The 16,640-nt window shown below is 58.7% G+C and carries 17 protein-coding genes; 3 read left to right on the forward strand and 14 right to left on the reverse strand.

Annotated features, from left to right (window positions below):
* Positions 1-111 precede the first annotated feature (111 nt).
* The 11 genes from B7Y89_RS08580 to B7Y89_RS08630 all read right to left on the reverse strand — a co-directional run bounded on the left by B7Y89_RS08580 (position 112) and on the right by B7Y89_RS08630 (position 13,497).
* Entirely contained in the window at positions 112-1,626 is a 1,515-nt protein-coding gene (locus B7Y89_RS08580) for an aldehyde dehydrogenase family protein (RefSeq protein ID WP_292937614.1), read from the reverse strand.
* A 121-nt stretch (positions 1,627-1,747) separates the two neighbouring features.
* Positions 1,748-3,874, reverse strand: coding sequence for a PQQ-dependent dehydrogenase, methanol/ethanol family (locus B7Y89_RS08585; RefSeq protein ID WP_292937616.1), 2,127 nt, complete (start codon positions 3,872-3,874; stop codon positions 1,748-1,750).
* Between the two features lie 49 nt (positions 3,875-3,923).
* Positions 3,924-5,489, reverse strand: coding sequence for an AMP-binding protein (locus B7Y89_RS08590; protein WP_292937618.1), 1,566 nt, complete (start codon positions 5,487-5,489; stop codon positions 3,924-3,926).
* A 3-nt stretch (positions 5,490-5,492) separates the two neighbouring features.
* Positions 5,493-6,278, reverse strand: a complete 786-nt coding sequence (locus tag B7Y89_RS08595; protein ID WP_292937620.1) for a glutathione S-transferase family protein — start codon at positions 6,276-6,278, stop codon at positions 5,493-5,495.
* Complete coding sequence (locus tag B7Y89_RS08600) at positions 6,275-7,090, reverse strand: glutathione S-transferase family protein (protein WP_292937622.1); 816 nt, start codon at positions 7,088-7,090, stop codon at positions 6,275-6,277. Before B7Y89_RS08600 ends, B7Y89_RS08595 begins: the two co-directional genes overlap by 4 nt.
* A gap of 170 nt (positions 7,091-7,260) precedes the next feature.
* The gene (locus tag B7Y89_RS08605; RefSeq protein WP_292937624.1) at positions 7,261-7,590 is read right to left on the reverse strand and encodes a hypothetical protein; all 330 of its coding nucleotides are present in this window, start codon (positions 7,588-7,590) and stop codon (positions 7,261-7,263) included.
* 38 nt (positions 7,591-7,628) lie between these two features.
* Positions 7,629-8,030, reverse strand: a complete 402-nt coding sequence (locus B7Y89_RS08610; RefSeq protein WP_292937626.1) for a cytochrome c — start codon at positions 8,028-8,030, stop codon at positions 7,629-7,631.
* A gap of 1 nt (position 8,031) precedes the next feature.
* Positions 8,032-9,618 carry an FAD-dependent oxidoreductase gene (locus B7Y89_RS08615; protein WP_292937627.1) on the reverse strand — a complete coding sequence of 529 codons (1,587 nt, stop codon included), beginning with the start codon at positions 9,616-9,618 and terminating at the stop codon, positions 8,032-8,034.
* Between the two features lie 183 nt (positions 9,619-9,801).
* The gene (locus B7Y89_RS08620) at positions 9,802-10,299 is read right to left on the reverse strand and encodes a DUF3237 domain-containing protein (RefSeq protein WP_292937629.1); all 498 of its coding nucleotides are present in this window, start codon (positions 10,297-10,299) and stop codon (positions 9,802-9,804) included.
* Between the two features lie 160 nt (positions 10,300-10,459).
* Positions 10,460-12,640: a PQQ-dependent dehydrogenase, methanol/ethanol family gene (locus B7Y89_RS08625; RefSeq protein ID WP_292937631.1), complete on the reverse strand. Its 2,181-nt coding sequence runs from the start codon at positions 12,638-12,640 to the stop codon at positions 10,460-10,462.
* On the reverse strand, positions 12,640-13,497 hold the full coding sequence (locus tag B7Y89_RS08630; protein ID WP_292937633.1) for a hypothetical protein: 858 nt from the start codon (positions 13,495-13,497) through the stop codon (positions 12,640-12,642). Before B7Y89_RS08630 ends, B7Y89_RS08625 begins: the two co-directional genes overlap by 1 nt.
* A 91-nt stretch (positions 13,498-13,588) precedes the next feature.
* Here B7Y89_RS08630 and B7Y89_RS08635 point away from each other — a divergent pair, with 91 nt between their 5' ends.
* Genes B7Y89_RS08635 through B7Y89_RS08645 form a run of 3 tightly spaced genes read left to right on the forward strand, consistent with a single transcriptional unit; the run spans position 13,589 to position 15,192 of the window.
* Positions 13,589-13,978: a nuclear transport factor 2 family protein gene (locus tag B7Y89_RS08635; protein WP_292937635.1), complete on the forward strand. Its 390-nt coding sequence runs from the start codon at positions 13,589-13,591 to the stop codon at positions 13,976-13,978.
* 14 nt (positions 13,979-13,992) lie between these two features.
* Positions 13,993-14,445 (forward strand): nuclear transport factor 2 family protein, encoded by a 453-nt coding sequence (locus B7Y89_RS08640; protein ID WP_292937636.1) that lies wholly within the window; start codon positions 13,993-13,995, stop codon positions 14,443-14,445.
* Positions 14,446-14,451: 6 nt separating this feature from the next.
* Entirely contained in the window at positions 14,452-15,192 is a 741-nt protein-coding gene (locus B7Y89_RS08645; RefSeq protein WP_292937638.1) for an SDR family oxidoreductase, read from the forward strand.
* A 1-nt stretch (position 15,193) separates the two neighbouring features.
* On the opposite strand, the gene B7Y89_RS08650 is transcribed toward B7Y89_RS08645, so the two are convergent.
* The 3 genes from B7Y89_RS08650 to B7Y89_RS08660 all read right to left on the reverse strand — a co-directional run bounded on the left by B7Y89_RS08650 (position 15,194) and on the right by B7Y89_RS08660 (position 16,630).
* Positions 15,194-15,403 (reverse strand): hypothetical protein, encoded by a 210-nt coding sequence (locus B7Y89_RS08650; protein ID WP_292937640.1) that lies wholly within the window; start codon positions 15,401-15,403, stop codon positions 15,194-15,196.
* A gap of 9 nt (positions 15,404-15,412) precedes the next feature.
* Positions 15,413-15,769 (reverse strand): hypothetical protein, encoded by a 357-nt coding sequence (locus tag B7Y89_RS08655; protein WP_292937642.1) that lies wholly within the window; start codon positions 15,767-15,769, stop codon positions 15,413-15,415.
* A 213-nt stretch (positions 15,770-15,982) separates the two neighbouring features.
* Positions 15,983-16,630, reverse strand: coding sequence for a glutathione S-transferase family protein (locus B7Y89_RS08660; RefSeq protein WP_292937643.1), 648 nt, complete (start codon positions 16,628-16,630; stop codon positions 15,983-15,985).
* Positions 16,631-16,640 lie beyond the last annotated feature (10 nt).

Genomic DNA, 16,640 nt, shown 5'->3' on the forward strand with positions numbered 1-16,640 from the left:
TACTGCGTCATTGCGAGCCACCCGAGGTGGTGCGGCAATCCAGAGCGATGCTGTGAGGCTCTGGATTGCTTCGTCGGCTTCGCCTCCTCGCAATGACGAAGAGTGATGTTTTTACATCTGGATTATAACTGTCTTGGTTTCGAGATAGGCCTCGACACCGGCCTTGCCCTGTTCGCGGCCCATGCCCGATTCCTTGTAGCCACCAAATGGCAGGGCGGTATCGATCATGGCGTGGCAATTGCCCCAGACTGTGCCCGACTTGATGCGCGCGGCCAATTTGTGCATGACAGCCACATCGCGGGTCCAGATGCCTGCGCCAAGACCAAAGCACGTATCATTGGCCATCCGCGCCACTTCATCAAGATCATCAAAGCGTTGCGCCACGACGACCGGACCGAAGATTTCTTCGCGCACGACCGACATTTGCGGGTTCACGTTGGCAAGGATGGTGGGGTTGACGTAGTAGCCGCCATCGCTGCCGGGGGCGTCGCCGCCCATTACCACGCTGGCACCATCTCGCTTGCCCGCGTCAATGTATCCCATGACGCGGTCATGCTGTTCCTTGCTGACCAGTGGCCCCATGTGGGCTTCGGGATCAAGCGAGGCGCGCGGCGCCCAGAACGGCGCGGTCTGCGTCATCCCTTCAAGTACCTGATCATAGACCGAACGGTGCGCATAAAGGCGCGATCCGGCAACGCAGACCTGGCCTGCGTTGAAGAAGATAGCGCCTGCAACGCCGGGAGCGGTTTGCGCCACATCGACATCGGGCATGACCACCACCGGGCTTTTGCCGCCCAGTTCAAGCGTAACGCGCTTCATCGTGGCGGTGGCATTGCGGTTGATAAGCTTGCCGATTTCGGTCGATCCGGTGAAGGCCACCTTATCAACGTCGGGGTGCTTGACCATGCGATCACCGGCGGTGTGGCCGTTGCCGGTGATGATATTGACAACGCCTGCGGGGAAGCCTGCTTCAACCACAAGGTCAGCCAGTTTGAGCGCGGTAAGCGAGGTTTGTTCGGCAGGTTTGAGCACGAGCGTGCAACCGGCGGCAAGGGCTGGCGCAATCTTGAGCGAGGCCATCAGCAGCGGGAAATTCCACGGCACGATCTGGGCGCAGACGCCAACCGGTTCTTTCACGGTATAGCTGAACACGGTGCCGTTGGGCATCGTGTAGGGCTGCGTGGTTTCGCCCGAAACCTTGCTGGCCCAGCCTGCCATGAAACGAAGCTGGCTGATCGCGCCGGGGATATCGATGGCGCCTGCCATGCCCTTGGGCTTACCGTTATCGATCGCTTCGAGTTCGGCAAACAGATCGGCGTTGGCTTCGAGCAGATCGGCAAAGCGGTTCATCGTGCGATCACGCACCATCGGCGGCAGATTGGACCAGCGCCCATCATCAAAGGCTGCGCGGGCTGCGGCGACGGCGCGATCCACATCCTTGTCTGATGCATCGACCACATGGCCGACGACTTTGCCGTTTGACGGGTCTTCCACTTCGATCACAGCGCCGTGGCTGCTATCAACCCATTCGTTGTTGATGAGAAGCTGTGGTTTGCGCGCGAGGAAAGCCTTTGCTGCTTCCGAATATTCACGTTGCGTGCGCGAAATCGTGGTCATGTCGTTCATTGCCGACTCCTCTCCGGTTGAATCTTGTAATGATTCATAACATAAATTGTATGCACAGCATACAAATTGTCAGCCGATAAGGAAGCCTGATTCCGCACAGGAATCAGGCTTCCTTGCGCAATCAGCCGCCCTTGGCTTCGAGCGCCTTGTCTTCATGGGCGCGCTTGATGACATAGTGGCGGATGGCTTCGATCTGGTCCTTGGTCATGTATTTGCCCCAGCCGATCATGCCGTTGTCCTTCAGGATACCGTCATGGACGACTGATTGCCAGGCGTCAGGATCAGCGTTCAATGCACTGTGCCGCAGATCCGGCAACAGACCGCCAATTGCCGCATCGCCGTGGCAAACGGTGCAATATTGGCCATAGAGATTGTTGCCCATTGCCACTGTTTGCGGCGTACCAACCAAAGCTGGAGGGTTAAGCGGGCGTACTTCGAACGGCGGTGCATCAGGCAATTTGGCTTTGCCGCCAATCTTGAACACCAGCAGGCGGCTGATGTTGCGCACGGGGCCAGACTTGTCGGCGAGAACGCCCGTCGCCAGTGGCCAAACGCCACCCCAGCCAGCCAAAACTGCCACGTATTGGTCATTGCCAACCTTGAAGGTCACGGGCGCTGCCACGACGCCGGTTTGGGCGGGGAATGACCACAGTTCTTTGCCGTCTTTTGATGAATAGGCCGCGAACATGCCTTTGGCATTGCCTTGGAACAGAAGCCCCCCTGCGGTTGCCAGCATCCCGCCATTCCATGGGCCGGGGAAGCTTACACGCCAGCGCTCTTTCTTTGCCACAGGGTCCCACGCAACAATGGCGCCTGTCGTTGCGGCCCTTGCGCCTTCGCGTGCCTCGCGGTTGGCAGGCATTGATCCTGCTGCACCATCGATTCCGGTGTTGAAACCGACGGGTTGCGCCTTCCAATCCTTCGACGGGAAATAAGGATAGGCCGCAAATTGCGCTGGAATATAGACCAACCCATTGGTGGGGTCATAAGCCATCGGATGCCAGCTATGCGCACCGCCAGCGCCCGGCGTTCCGATGAACGGCTTGCCGGTAATGTCGTAGCGTGCTTCGGGGTTTTCGATGGGTCGCCCGGTTACCGGATCAAGCCCCTTGGCCCAGTTTACCGGCGCATAGGCATTGCCGGAAATGAACTGGCCGTTGGTTCGGTCAAGCACATAGAAGAAGCCGTTCTTGGGCGCTTGCATCAGAACCTTGCGCGGCTTTCCATCGATTTCCATGTCGGCAAGGATAATGTGCTGTGTTGCGGTGAAATCCCACGTTTCGCCGGGCGTCTGCTGGTAATGCCAGACATATTCCCCGGTTTTGGCGCGGATGGCCACGATGGATGACAGATAGAGGTTATCGCCGCCACCGGGTGAACGATAAGCCTGATTCCACGGGCTGCCATTGCCGACGCCGATATAAAGCAGGTCCAGTTCGGGATCGTAGGCCATGGCATCCCAGACGGTGCCGCCGCCGCCTTGCTTCCACCATTCGCCCTTCCAGGTGGCTTCTGCCTTCTTGAGGTATTCCTCGTCATTGTTGCCGGGCTTGTCGGGCACGGTGTAGAAGCGCCAGAGTTGTTTGCCGGTTTGCGCATCATAAGCGGTGACATAGCCGCGCACGCCCATTTCCGCGCCGCCATTGCCGATCATGATCATGCCGTTGATCGCGCGCGGTGCGCCGGTGATGGTATAGGGCTTGGTCTGGTCAACGGTGACGACCGACCACACTTCCTTGCCGGTGGCGCGATCCAGCGCGACCAGCCGCCCGTCAAGCGTGCCCATGTAGAGCTTGTCACCCCACGCCGCCATGCCGCGATTGACGACGTCGCAACACGCCTTGACCGCTGTTTCGCCGGGAACCTTGGGATCATATTCCCACAGCAACTTGCCCGAAACCGCATCGTAAGCCTTGGCCTTGGACCAGGCGGTGCTGAAATAGATCTTGCCATCGATCACCAACGGCGTGGCTTCCTGCCCGCGCGCGGTGTCCATATCGGCATACCACGCAAGGCCCAAATCACTGACATTGGCTTGTGTGATCTGGTTCAGCGGGCTGTAGCGCTGTTCGTCATAGGTGCGGCCATAGGACAACCAGTTTGCGCCATCGGCGGTCATCAGGCTTTGCGCTGTGACATCGCCTGATACGCCTGCCACGGCGGCATCTTTCACGGTGCATGCGGCCAATGGCAACGCCATGACCAGCGTCCCTGCCAGCGCCAGATTCAACTTGCGATTCCGAAGCATCCTCAATCCTCTCACAGACGTCCGGTGATCCCGGTTCGACCCATTCCGTTTAGTTTACCATGCGCTGAGAGTCGCCCCAGTATTTGGTGCGGAGCGCCTTTTTGTCCATTTTGCCCGCTGCTGTGCGCGGGATTGAATCGACAAACTCAACCGACTTGGGTGCCTTTACCCCGCCCAACCGGTCCTTGGTATAAGCGATGATTTCTGCACCGGTGATGCCGTCGGCCACAACAACTGCGTGAACTTGTTCGCCCCACTTTTCATGCGGGATGCCGAACACGCAGGCCTCTTTGACTGCGGCAAGTTCAGTCACTGCCGCTTCGACTTCAGAAGTGAATACATTGAACCCGCCCGAGACGACCATGTCCTTCTTGCGGTCAACGATATAGAGATAGCCGTCTTCATCATACTTGCCGACGTCGCCTGTGTGGTGCCAGCCGAACTTGCGGATTTCAGCGGTTTCTTCAGGCTTTTCAAAGTAGGAATGCGTGACCAGCGCGCCGCGCACGCAGATTTCACCAGCTTCGCCAAGTGGCACCTGATTGCCATCATCATCAAGCAGCGCGACCTTGATCGACCGCGTGGGTTTGCCGCAGGACGCCAGTTTTTCAGGGGCGCTGGCGGCAAAACGCGCGACATCCTCTGGCGGGAACCACGCGACGATCATCGGGCACTCCACCTGACCGTAGGATTGGCACATGGCGGGACCGAAGATCGATACCGCCTGCCGCAGCTTTTCGGGGCTGCACGGCGATCCGACGAGGATAAAAATCTTGAGCGACGAGTAATCGTGATCGCCGATTTGTGGCGAGGCGAGCAATTGGTACATGGCCGTTGGCGGCAGGTACATGTGTGTGACTTTGTATTCCGCGATGGTGCGCAAGACCGCTTCGGCATCAAAGCCCGGCAGGATCACTTGCGTTGCACCAAGGCTCATCGTGGAAAGCGCGATGGGACCGGCGGCGTGGGTGATAGGTGCCGAGACGAGCGCAACGGGATCATCGGTGCGTCCGCCCATGCCATCGGCAGCGGTTTCGATCATCGTGCCCCAGCCAAGGTTGGTGACATTTGCCCCCTTTGACGGGCCGGTGGTGCCGCCGGTGGGGAAGATACCGACCATGTCCATCAGGTTGCCAAATGCGTCGACTTCGGGCTCGACAAAGTCAGCCTCGGATACGCCTTCAACGAACTCTGCAAGGCTGGGGTCATCACCCATCCGTTTATCGAGACAGACGAAGTGTTGCAGCGTTGGACACAAGGCTTTGAGCTGCGCAACCTCATCAGCCTTGGACGAATGATAGACCATCCATTTCAGGCGCACATAATTGATATAGGCGGCGTTGGCATCAATCGCGTTGCGGGTGTTGACCGGCACCCATTTGCCGTTGGCCCGCCACATCGCCAGCAGGACGACGAGCAGCATGCCATCGTTCGGGCCATAGAGGCCGAGCAGGTCCTGATTTTCGAACCCGCCCTTTTGCAACGCCGCTGCAATCTGGATCGATTGGGCGCGGGTTTCTGCATACGTAAGCTTCAGCCCCGTCTCAGTATCCACGATGGCCAAACGTTGCGGATTACGGTCATGACCACGGTCAAAATAATCGATAGCGCGCATTGGTTATCCCCAACGGTTAATTTCTGGCCCCGGCGCCCAAGCGCGGAGTGGTTCGGCAACGGTCGCTCGCGCAAGCGCGGCGAGAACAGATGGACGGGCAGCGACGCGGTCAAGCCATGCAGTCGTCAGCGCCGCATCCTGAAATGCCTGCGGACGAAGCAAACGCATCCCCGCCAGCCAGGAAAATGTCACCAGATCCGCGATGGAAAATGACCCCATCAGCCAATCGCGACCGTCGCCCAACTGCTTTTCGCAGCGATCAATAGCGGTGGTGATCTTGGTTTCGCTATCGGCAATCTGCGCGCAATCACTGGCGCCATCATGCAATGCCTGCCAGCGATGACGCAAATCGTCCGACACGATGCGTGTAGCCAGAGCATTAAAATCGTCATCGGGAATTGCCGCGACAACAGCCTGTGATGTTGCCAGATTGCCCAACAATGCCGCAGCAGGTGAAAGGCGCTCGGTTATCTGGCGGCACCACATCATCATTTCCCAGCGCGCATAAGCGTCAGCCGGTTGCAGCCCAGCGCCACCAGCGGCTTCATCGAAATACTGCGCAAGAAAAACAGATTCGGTCATCGCTTCGCCGTCAACCAGCAGCACCGGCCCTTCACCCTCAACCCCAAGATCAAGCGCAATCGCCTCGGTCACACCGGTCAATGCGTGGCGTTCTCCTGCGAGCAAATCGACGGGGCGGCATTCAACGGAAAGGCCCGCTTCTTCCAAAGCGGCGAGAACCGTTAACGAGGCGCCGTTGGGCTGACCGTGATACAGCACCGCGCTCATTCGTCGATCTCCGCCATGATCAGGCCATAACGATGAGCGAGGTCTGTTTTGCCCATAGCCCACGTTTTCTTCACCGCATCACGCGAATAGACCCGCTTCAACCAACGCATGATGTTTGGCGTCTTGTCTTTGCCCGCAAGGTCCGGCTGTGACAGCGGCAGCGAATAGGTGCTGTTGAAGATGTTGATATCGGCCAGGGAATACTGGTTTGACCCGACATAGGGCCGCTTGCCCAATTCCTCTTCCAGCTTGGCGATGCCCAATCCCACGCGGCGGCGGCTTTCGGCCATCTCGACGTCGGAAAAATCGCCATTGATCGCCTTTCGCCACGCAATGCGGCGTTCGGGCAAAGGAATGCGGTCAATCGCGGCGGACAATTCAGCGGGGTCGCGCTGGCGCACCATCGGACCTACGAACACGCTCCACCCGATCATCGAAAAGCTTGGGCCAAGCCACTGGTCCATGAACTTCATCCACCAACGCACCCGCCAGCTGTCCTGCGGGTCTGCTGGCATCAGGTTTGGGCCGGCGAACTGGTCGTTCACATATTCCATGATTGCCGTGCTTTCGACCAGCACACGCATCCCGTCCTTGGCGTTATGGGTCATCGCCGGGATCGTGCCTTGCGGGTTGATGGCAAGGTATTCGCTCTTGTGTTGATCGAACTGCAACATATCAAGATATTGGCTGACGAAAGGCACGCCTTTTTCCATCAATGCCAACATTGGCTTGCCCGAATTGGCGTTCGGCTCCCAATGATAGAGCGTCACTTCGTCCATAAGACCGCTTGCCTCTCTCGCGATTCCAGTCATGCCAGAATTGTTAGTAACACATACTAATTCAGCGAGAGCGCGGGTCAAGCCCGCGAGGCCGATTAATTCATACCCTTTGGGGTAGCGGCAATGCACGTGTCTGCGCATTGCGGGATTTGCCGCATTTCACCGCGTGAAACGACGCAGGACGTAAGTTTACGCAAATGTGTTCAGCGACTTGTCATAGTCCAACGGAACAAATGATCGCGACCAGAGATCGGTGCGTTCGTCCGCACTTCCTGCGCCGCGCGCAAGCCTTGCTCTTCCAAAGCGCCGCGCAGGGCGGTCCAATCGCTCCAGCGCGTAAGGCCTGTGACGCGTGTTGGCGCGCCCAGTGCGCGCCATATGGCTTCGGTACCATGGGCAAGATCGAGCGTACGAAGGCCCGTTTGCGTGGCAGAAAACGCCACAGATTCAGGGATGCGACTGTCAAATATGACCAACGGCCGGGCCTGCATTTCCGCTGCGACGGCGGGCATGGCGATGGCCGAAGTAGCCAATGCCCCGCCTTTAAGAAGCGCGCGCCGTGAAACCTGCATCAACCGGCCTTTCCAAGATACTTTGCAACAGCGTCAAGTTCGGCATCGGTAATGTCGACTTTGGTCTGTTGCGGCATCGCACCCTTGCCCATGCGGACCACGGTTTTGATGTAATCGCCGGTGAGGTCTTCACGGTTTGTCAGCAAACCCTTTTGTGGCGGATTGCCCGCCATCATCTGCTGTTTGGTCAACAAATTCGTGCCCATGCCGCCAGCCAGGTGGCAATAACCACACTGTGCTTCGAACAGCGATTGGCCATCGCGTCCCGGGGCCAGGCGGTCCCCTGCGGGCGCTGCTGCACGCATCATGTAAGGTGGCATGGGTGGTGGGCCTGAAGGGGCTTGGGCAAAGGCAGCTGCACTCAAAGCAAGAGCGCCAGCGACAAGGATCACGCGCTTCATGTCATTGCCCTCCCTTGTAGGCCGATCCGCGCATGTTGGCGTAGTTGGCAGGCCATACGCCCTGCTTGCCCGGTGCGATCACGCCATTGGGATCTAGCGCGGATTTGACCTTTTCATCAAAGCGACGCAGCGCGTGATTATTGAAATCGAACGTCTCCATGACCGGGTCCATCCAGCCGAGATGCGTGCGGTATTCGGCATAGCCTGCCTTGGCGGTTTCAACGATCAGCGCGTCGAACAGCTTGCGCATCTTGGCCACTTCGGTTGCGTTGTCGCGATCATACATCAGCATGTTCACGTTGTTGGCAAAGCGGCCGCCAATGGTGAAGCTGGCGTAGAAATCGACATCGAAATCGGCGATGATTTTGCGGCTGCGATGCATCTGGTCAAGCACGTGTTTGCCGGTGGCAGGGACGACGGGCGAAAAGCCCATATGCGCGCCGCGTCCGCCAACCCAGTCGGACATTTGCAGCGGCACCGCCGAGGGCACGCCCATGGTGATTTCGTATTGCCCGATCGGTTCACCCTGTCGCCACCAATGTTCCTGCGGCGCTGCGGCGAGATTGCGCTTCATCGCGGCCTTGACCACTTCGGCGCGCGCTTTCACCACCGGCTCTTCGCCGTAGAGGCGCAGCGCAACCTGCCAGTAGCCAAGCTTGTATTGCTTCAGCAGTTCTTCGACGCGCCATTCAGGAATGGCCGAGGGTTTATCCCAAAAATCCTGACGCTGGCCTTTGAGTACCATTTTGCCGAGCCATGACGGGATGAACACGTTTTGATCAATGAGGCCTGAAATCTTGAGCGGCGTGATTGTATCTATCACCCAGCCGATATCGTCGGCATTGGGAATATCCCAAACGATTTCCAGCGATGTTTCGGGCGCGGGCTGAAGCCAGACGCCTGCTTTTGTTACGATCCCCAAGTTCGATTGCGAAAATGCCAGATCCCAAGTGGGGCCATAGCTCATCGGGAAAAGGTGGAAGGCGGGATTGTTGTTCATCGCCCCCATCCCGGTGCGCAGCAGATCGCCATCGGGCAGCACAGCTTCGACCCCGCACAAGTTGCGCGCGTGCAGGCCATAAGATGTATAACCAATGCCGTGTTCGAGCGCGTTGCCCAACACAGACCCCCAAGCATTGCCAGGGACAGACAGCCACAACGGTGCCTTTTCGCGCTGGATCTGGTCATGTAGATCAAAGAAGCCAACGCCGGGTTCAACCACGCAATAGGCCAGCTTGTGATCAAGTTCGAGTATCTTGTTCATGCGCCCGAGGTCCATCACCACGGTGCCTTCCATGCGCGGAGCAGCGGTGCCGTAACCAAGGTTCTTGCCGCGCGCGACCGGCCAAAGCGGGACCTTGTGCTCATTGGCAAGGCGCACAACAGCGCGCACTTCATCAACACTGGCAGGCGCAACGGCAGCGGATGCGGGCCATTCCTCGGTCGATCCGGGAGCGTATGTGTCCGCATAAGCGTCACGATCAGCGTCGGTATCCATAACCCAAGATTTGCCGACGACACCGGCAAAGGCTGTCATAGCGGACTGGAACTGCTTTGGACTGACGCGCGGGGGCAGATGGAGCTTCACCGGTCAGATTCTCCCGTTTGTTTTTATATCAATTGTTACTGTTATGCGTGGCAGGTCGGGTTTCGTCAAGCGCATTGAAAGGCATCGTCATTGGGCGGAGGCGAAGCTGACGAAGCAATCCAGAGAGTTGTGCGGACGCTCTGGATTGCTTCGCTTCGCTCGCAATGACGAAGTGTATTTTGATCACGTCAGCGCATAGTACTTCACGTAATTGCCGTCAGGTTTGCGTTCGCCAATGCCTACAAACACATGACGGGTGAGCCAATCGTGCTTGCCTTTGCTCACTTCGAAGCTGGGCTGGGCGCGCAGATAGTATTCGGCGTGAGGGACAGGTTCGCCTCCAGCAAAGGCCCACGCCCGCAGCCGGTCCATCGTGCCGGCTTCACGGCCCCACAGGAAGCCCTTGTTCTGCATGTAGATCAGCGTGCCGTCATCGACTTCGAGCATGTAGCGCGCATCGAACGAGGCGGTGTCATCGGGGCGGAAGAAAGCGTAATCGCCGCCGGAATTGGGGACTGCTTTGCCCTTCAGCCGCGGGCCTTCGAATTCGCCCTCATCCACATAAACCGCACTGCGCATTCCGCCCGAGGGCAGATCAGGTACCATCTGCACGCGCGTGAAGCGCAAGCGGCAAGCGAAGGCAAATTCGAGGCGGGGATTGTCGAGCGTGGAGAAATCCATGAGGTGTTCCTTAATCGGGCCTATCTAACCGCGCCTTCGTCATTGCGAGCCCGGCGTTAGCCGGGTGAAGCAATCTAGAGCGGTTTGCGCTGGCTCTGGATTGCTTCGGCGGCATCGCCCCTCGCAATGACGAGGGTGGGTGGGGATGGGTTGAGCGGCATCAATAATTCGACAAGATCGTCAGGCTGGGGCCGTCAAGCGGCTTGCCGGCCTTCTGTTTGGCCAGTTCATCCTTGCGGGTGGTGGCTTGCAGATCAATGAGATAGGCGTGGATCGCATCGGTATCATCCACTGACAGGAGATCGTCCCAGCGTGGCATGCCATTGGGCACGAGCAGGCCTGCGCGCACGATCTGGCGGAAGGCATCATGCGTGGCGGGCTGCATCCGGCGCAAATCGGGGGTGATAGAGCGCGGCTGGTTGGCGTGGCAGATGGCGCAATTGCTGAAGAACAGGCTCTGCCCGCGCACGATAGTTTGGGCGGTAACGCCTGCGGCCTGGGCAGGCGGTTCGGGTGCAACCTCAAGGGGGGCGCGCAGATCGGGCTTGGGCACGGGAGCGCCACCGATCCTGAATACCAGCAGGCGGTTGGTGTTTTCGCGCCTATAGGCCGCCGAATAGCGCGGCACGAAGGGATAGCCGCCCCCGCCCCAGCCCGCCATGACTGCGATGTATTGAACGCCGTTCACCGCGTAGGTCATTGGCGCGGCCATGATTGCGGTGCCGGTGTCGATTTCTTTGAGCAGCTTGCCGGTGGCGGTTTCGCGCACGAACAGCTTGCCGGTGACACCGCCATAGATCGTCAGGCCGCTGGCGGTGGTGAGCACCCCGCCCCGGTCCTGCCAGCCAGCGGTATCAGCCGCCCATACGGTCTTGCCGGTGAGCGGATCAATGGCGCGCACTTGCGCCGTGGCAGGTTGGCGCAAGGCTTCCTGATAAGCGGGCAATTTGCGCACCGCATCGCCGAATTCGGGCGGGAATGCAGCCAGCGCCTCTTTCACATCGGGGGTGAAGATCAGCGCGGCATCGTTGTTAAGCCCGCGCGCCTTGAAGGGCTTGGCGCCCGGCGTCATGAAGATGAGATTGCCCATATCGAGCACCGCGCCGATATAGAGGCCGGTGGCGGGATCATAACTGGCAGGGTGCCAGTTGCGCGCGCCGGTGGTGGCGGGGAATACGATCTTGGGTCCAGTGGTGTAATCCGCAGCTTCCGGGTCAAGGATCGGGCGGCCGGTTGCGGGATCAATGCCCTTGGCCCAGTTGGTACGGACGATGGGATTGGCGCGCAGCAGCTTTCCATCGCACCGGTCCAGAATATAGAGATAGCCGTTCTTGGGTGCGTGGAGGACGACGGGGCGATTTTGCCCGTCAATATCCATGCGCGTGAAGATCATTGGCTGAGTGGCCGTGAAGTCCCAGTTATCGCCCGGCGTTTCCTGATAGTGCCACTTCATCCGCCCCGTCTTGGGATCAAGCGCGACAAGGCTGGCGAGGTAGAGGTTATCGCCGCCGCTGGGTGAGCGTTTGGATGTGGCATATGGCCCGCCGTTGCCGGTGCCGACGAGGACAAGACCGGTTTCGGGATCGAAGTTAATCGCATCCCAAGGGGAACCGCCGCCGCCTATATCCCAGCGGCTGTTCGGGTCCCACGTTTTCAGCGCAGCTTCGAGTTCGGGGGTTTCCTGCGGGCCGAGCTTGGGATCGTGCGGGACCACATGCCAGCGCCAGCGCAGCTTGCCGGTTTCAAGATCGAGCGCGGTGACATAACCACGCACATCGTATTCCGCGCCGGACATGCCGACGACGACGACATCACCTGCAATTTCGGGCGCTCCGGTGGAGTTATCCCCACGGCGGCGATCTTCGATAAAATCGGCCTTCCACACGACACCGCCGGTTTTAGCGTCAAGCGCGTACATCCAGCCATCGAGGGCCGCGACATAGACTTTGCCGCGTGCCACCGCGAGGCCGCGATTGACCATATCGCAACAGACCGTGCGGTTCACCTGCATGTCGACTTCGGGTTCGAAGCGCCACAGTTCCTTGCCGGTAGCGGCATCGAAAGCATAAGCGCGGCCTGTGGTGCCCGATGTGTAAAGCACGCCATCAATGACCACCGGTGTAGCCTCTTGCCCGCGTGTGGTGCCAAGATCAGCCGCCCATGCAAGGCCGAGTTGGCCCGCGTTTTCTGCCGTGATCTGCGTAAGGCGCGAGTGATGGGTTTTGCCCGCATCGCCGCCGGGGCTGGTCCATTGCGAGCCTGCGCCTTGCTGTAGCGCGGTAGCACCGCCGAGCGAAAAGGCGGCAAGGCCAAGCAAAAGGCTGGCAAAAAGGTGGCGCATCACAGGGAATCCCATGGGCTGGGCATGCGATAGGGTACGGTGATGAAATTGGCTTCGATCTGTTCGATCATGCCGTGATCAATCTTGAACAGTTCCGAGATATAGAAGCTGTGCGGGCGCAGAACCGGGCTTTTGACGGTGCGGCCATCGGTAAGCTGGAATTCACGCAAGCGGCCCGAATGATCGATAAAACCGAATGCAAGGACAAGGCCGCGCTGTTCATCGACCAAGGGAAATCGGCGCGCGCGCAGATCATCATCATAGCGGTAATTGCCCATGCGAAACTGCGCTTCGCAGCCCAGAGCTGAAACCGGCACGATCTTGGCAAAATCAGGATTGCGGGTGGTCTGGACGCCGTTTTCCACGCGGTTGCAATCAGGGTGGAACACGGTGTGGATGGTGCCTTCATTGCGTTGCAGCGTATCGAAATAGCCGTCAGAAAGGCGGATCATGTCGGCGCGACTGACCGGTGCTTCCACTTCACGGTGCAGGATGGGCTTGTCCCAATAACGGCAGTTTTCAAACTTGATGCCGCTGTCGGACTGGCGGACGATCAGCATTTCGCATTCGGCAATCTGGCCTGCGGGATTTACCGCCAGACGCAGCGTGAACGCCGATTCCTCGATGGGTTCGATAATCGTGCCGAAATAACCGACTTGCCCCGTTTGCTCATCGGCAAAGCGCAATTGGTATTCGCCCAGCCGGTCAATCGTGCCCCACACGCCATCGCCGATTTCGAGCATCACGTTGTTTTCACTGTGATATGCGCCCGGTGCCCAATCGAGCGCATGGGGATCGCGCGCGTTCAATGCCGCCAGAAAGCGGTCAAGCACGGCATACAGCTCAGCGCGGATCATCGAATCTCCCATGGTTCAAATTGAGGCTTTGACGGCCTTCTTCGTTCACGGCATACCTTACCAAATGTTATAAATAAAGGGGAGAGCGACAATGGCCCGCACGGCTGCGGAACAGGCCAATCATGACCTTGTTCTGGAGATGTATCACAAGGTTTTGATCGCGATGGATAGCAGCGCTGTCGATCGATATATTTCGTCGGCATATGTCCAGCATTCATCGTTGGCAGAACCATCTGTGCAGGCGCTGAAAGGCTTTCTCGACCGCGTTCGCATCGAATCACCCGATGCGCAGCAAACCATGTATCGCAGCTTTGTGGACGATGATCATGTGATCACACATACCCATGTAGTGCGCTGGCCGGGGGATCCAGGGCTGGCCTTAGTCGACATTTTCCGGGTGGAGGGCGGCATGATCGTGGAACACTGGGACGTGATCCAGCCGGTGCCGGACAATCCGGTAAACCCCAACAGCATGTTTTGACAGGAGAGATGACAATGCGCCTTGTTTCTTTCGCTATTGCCCTCGCACTCACCACGACTGCCGCACAGGCCAAGCCTTGCAAAATGACTCCAAAGCAGGTGGTCACCAAGTTCATGGACGAATTCTATATGCAGAAGAAAGTCCGGTCATCGTTCGAGAAGTGGGTTGATCCCGGCTATATCCAGCACAATCCTTTTGCCGCGACGGGGCGGGATGCCGCGATTGCTTTTCTGGAGCCATTCGTCGCGAACAATCCCAGCCAGAAGACCAAAATCCACCGCATCATTGCCGATGGGAACATGGTTGCCGTGCACAGCCACGGCTGGAATGAAACCGGTGACGCTGCGGCCAAGCGCGGTTTTGCTGTCGTCGATATCTTCCGCGTGGAAGGCTGCCGGGTGATGGAGCATTGGGACGTACTTTCGCCCGTGCCGGAAGCCGCCGCCAATACGAACACGATGTTCTGACCGGCGATGCGTTTCACCGATAAATGCGTGGCGATCCTTGGCGGCAACGCCGGGATCGGCCTTGCCGCCGCACGGATGTTTGCCCACGAGGGTGCCAAACTGGCGATCACTGGCCGCAATGCCGAAAGCCTGCGCGCAGTCGCCGAAGAACTGGACGCGCTGTGCATCCGGTCAGATATCGGCGATCTGGACCAGACTGACGCCGCACTGGCCGAAATTGCCGATGCGCTGGGCGGGATTGACGTCCTGTTCGTCAACGCAGGCGTCGGCGGTTTTGCGCTGGTTCCAGAAGTGACCCCTTTATTCTGGGACGAGCTTCACAGCATCAATTTGCGCGGCGCATTCTTTGCGATCCAGAAAGCCCTGCCGCTGATGCGCGATGGCGGGGCGATTGTGATCACCGGATCGATCGGATCGATGGCAGCGGTGCCGGGCAACGTTGTCTATGCCGCAGCCAAAGCGGGCTTGCGGGCCATGGCGCGGATCGTGGGTAAAGAATTGCTGCCGCGCGGCATCCGCGTGAACATGGTCAGCCCCGGCCCCACCAATACCGAAATTTTCAAGCGCGATGCCAGCGCCGAAGAAATCGCCGGAATGCGCGAGATGCTATCATCGGTTGTGCCGATTGGCCGGATGGGTACGGCAGAAGAAGTGGCGCGGGCCGTGCTGTTTTTGGCAAGCAAGGAGGCCAGTTTCATCAACGGCGTGGATTTGTGCGTCGATGGCGGGTGCATCGAACTGGGTTGAATTATTGGGGTGGCCCTGATTGGGCCGCACCGACCAGCGTATCGCCGGTTTTGTCGGGCAGGGTCCAGATGACCAGATTCATGATCATCACCCCTGCCAGTGTCAGCATAAGCACCGGACGCTGGCGCTCTCCCCGCCGGAAAAGGAACACTGCCCCACCGACAAGCGCGATGGCAGCAAGCATAAGCAGAGAGAGCGCAGCGTCTAACATGCGGTTGCGTTAGCCGCCGAACAGGCCCTTGGCCATACCGGCGATGTCATTGATGGGATTGCCGTCGCCGTCCTTGTCGAGCATGCCGGTGATGGTCTTCATCGGATCACCCTGGCCAAGCATGGCTGCCAGATTGCCGAGGCCGCCTTCGCCGCCAAGCTGGCCGACGATTTCTTGAAGTTTTGAAGCATCAAGAACTGACGTGGCAGCAGCCGTTGTGATGGTATCGCCCTCTGCCTGATGACCGGCAGTCAATGCGCCGATAGCGGTTGCCGCCATCGCAGGATCAAGCCCGACTTTTGCGGCGAGATCCTTTAAATCAACGTTACCCGTGACTTGGCCGATAATCGAATCAAGCATGCTCATAGTATATCCCCCTTAGAGAATACGCATATTAGCAGCGCCCTGCCGGACCGCTAGAGCACCCTCTCTTGGCGATAGCTGATTTTACCATGCAGTCATTCCTTTCGGCAAGGTATAGTCCAAAACCCGTCATGCTGAACTCGTTTCAGCATCCATTCCTACCGACGAACAGCTGCCTGCTTTGATGGACCCTTCAGTGCAGAGACAGGAGCGACTTTACATGGCCATGATGCGCTTCGCGACAACGTCTTCGCGTTCGGCGACCGCTGCCCATGCCGGACGTGCAACGACCCGGCCGTACCAGGCTGCGATCTGGGGGCGCTGCGCCGCATCAACACCGTGGCCGACATAGGCCAGCGTGCGCATGGTGGAGGCAACCGCGATATCGGCCAAGGTGAACGCATCGCCCAACAGCCAGCCTTGCGCAGGGACTTGTGTTTCGAGCCAATCGAGCCAGCGCGGAAGTTCTGCCTCACCCTGGAGTGCAATTGCCTCATCCCCGCCAACTTTCAGCAGTTTTGGCCCTACCAGACGATTGAACAGGATCTTGAGGCCCGATGTGCCCAGCACGGTATCGGCAAATTCATCCCAGAACACCGTCTTGCCGCGCGCTTGCGGATCGGCAGGCAGCAGGCACGGATCGGGGTACTTGGCTTCAAGGTAAAACGCGATGGCCGACGAATCAGCCAACGTGAAGCCATCATCATCAATTGCGGGGATCTTCCCTAAAGGGCTGGCAGCGAGGAATTCGGGATCGGTGCTGCCGGGGCCGCCGCGCGCCAAATCCCATGAAATGCCCTTTTCTTCGCAGATTACCGCAACCTTGCGCACGTATGGTGAAAGCAATGCACCATAAAGCTTCATCGATTTTCTC

The sequence above is a fragment of the Novosphingobium sp. 32-60-15 genome (assembly GCF_002280675.1).
Classification (GTDB): Bacteria; Pseudomonadota; Alphaproteobacteria; order Sphingomonadales; family Sphingomonadaceae; genus Novosphingobium.